General features: G+C 42.9%; 2 protein-coding genes. Both read right to left on the minus strand.

Features of this window, described 5'->3' with window-relative positions:
• Positions 1-72: 72 nt before the first annotated feature.
• The gene (cas1, locus tag ACGG90_RS15545; protein WP_390410728.1) at positions 73-693 is read right to left on the minus strand and encodes a CRISPR-associated endonuclease Cas1; all 621 of its coding nucleotides are present in this window, start codon (positions 691-693) and stop codon (positions 73-75) included.
• On the minus strand, positions 690-1,343 hold the full coding sequence (gene cas4 / locus ACGG90_RS15550) for a CRISPR-associated protein Cas4 (protein ID WP_390410729.1): 654 nt from the start codon (positions 1,341-1,343) through the stop codon (positions 690-692). Before cas4 ends, cas1 begins: the two co-directional genes overlap by 4 nt.
• Between the last annotated feature and the right edge of the window lie 213 nt (positions 1,344-1,556).

Here is a 1,556-nt window from a genome sequence, read left to right on the forward strand (position 1 = left end):
TGAGTGTTAATCTGAGAGTGGGTCATGAAGATTCCTGCTTTCTTGTCTGGTTGCACTAACAAGAATAGGTCTTCATGGCCTTTTTGGTCTAGTCGCTAAGGTGTTGCACTTGAATTGTAAACTGGGGAAGGTAAAATCAGTTCCTTTACGCAGAATAAAGTGATTGAATTGCGCAAAGTAGTCCTTTGCTGCACTTCCTTCAATCCCCCTGAGTTCAGCCAGATTGGTAGCATTCCGTACGTCGGTGATAACGCTCTTTAGGTTGACCGACAAATTGGCAAAGTCATCCTGATTTGCCTCAGGATGCTCACGTAAAAACCGCTCAACTATCCACCTTTGATTGAATAACTTGCCCGTAATAAAATCTCGAGCAATAAATGTACTGACTCGTTCATCATCAGCATCACGATACTGTTGCTTACGTAATAAAACATTGCCGTCAACTGTACCCGTTGTCCGTCCCAGAAACCTCCCATCTGGGCTCATAAAGGTGATCCCAATATTACGATTCAAGCATTCATTAACCAAAGCGGGGCTCGCCCCTGACCGTCCAAAGCTCACAATGCCCTCGAGATTGATTAGCGGCACCATCCCAATATCGTCATGATCTACCGATACGGCAACATTGGCTCCTTTCAAATGTAGGTACGAATCTTCTTCATTTACGTATAATGTATTCAGTAACTTTCTCAATCGTTAATCCTTCTGTCTATGTATGTACGCGCACTCCTACGATTAAAAATCTCTGGCGGCACCAGCTGGTCTAGGGATGATTTTTTCCCTTCATCGATTTTATTGACCGGGGGCGTGTAACCATCGTCAAAATACTTGTGCATTCGCGCCACAACCACTGACAACTCTTCTCGTAGCTCTGCATTAATCTCAACCTGGTCACGACGGCGTGTTTTAAAGTAGAAAAGTTCCCCAATACTCAAAGTACAATTGAGCATTTCCTCCAAGCAAACGGTGTAAGCTACTAGCTGTAACTCATCCGAATGGTCATGTTTAGATTTACCTCGCTTATATTCGACGACCTTAGGTAGATATCTTTTTGTTCGATTTGGCAAAGGCACTCCACCATCATTCTCGTGCCACTCCACTGCATCACAAATCCCATACATTCCCATTTTGGACGAGCTAACCGGCAAAGAACGCGATATTATCACATCATTTCGCTTTTCCTTAATGAACGGATCATCAACATGTCCATGCAATTCTTGCCCACTAAACGTTTGAAAATTCTCTGCCCATTGCTGCTCAACATGAATCAGCGCCCACTGACGTTCACTGTACATAAAATGTTGAATCCCAGATATCATTAAGTAATCATCTTCGCTATACACTTCGGTGTACTCCTTTCCACATATCCATATATTCGCTTACACTTTCCTACGAACCAGAGTTTGACGCAATAGGTTGCCATCGATAACTAGTGGCTGGTGAATTAGCCCTAACTTTCAGGCAAATCCACGATAACTTTGTAATCAATCTTCACCGCAGTCTTATTCTTTTTGGCAGTAATCGAAATTGGTCTACTTAAAACTGCGAGAAGATTT

It is taken from the genome of Lacticaseibacillus jixiensis, from assembly GCF_042847315.1.
GTDB lineage: Bacteria > Bacillota > Bacilli > Lactobacillales > Lactobacillaceae > Lacticaseibacillus > Lacticaseibacillus jixiensis.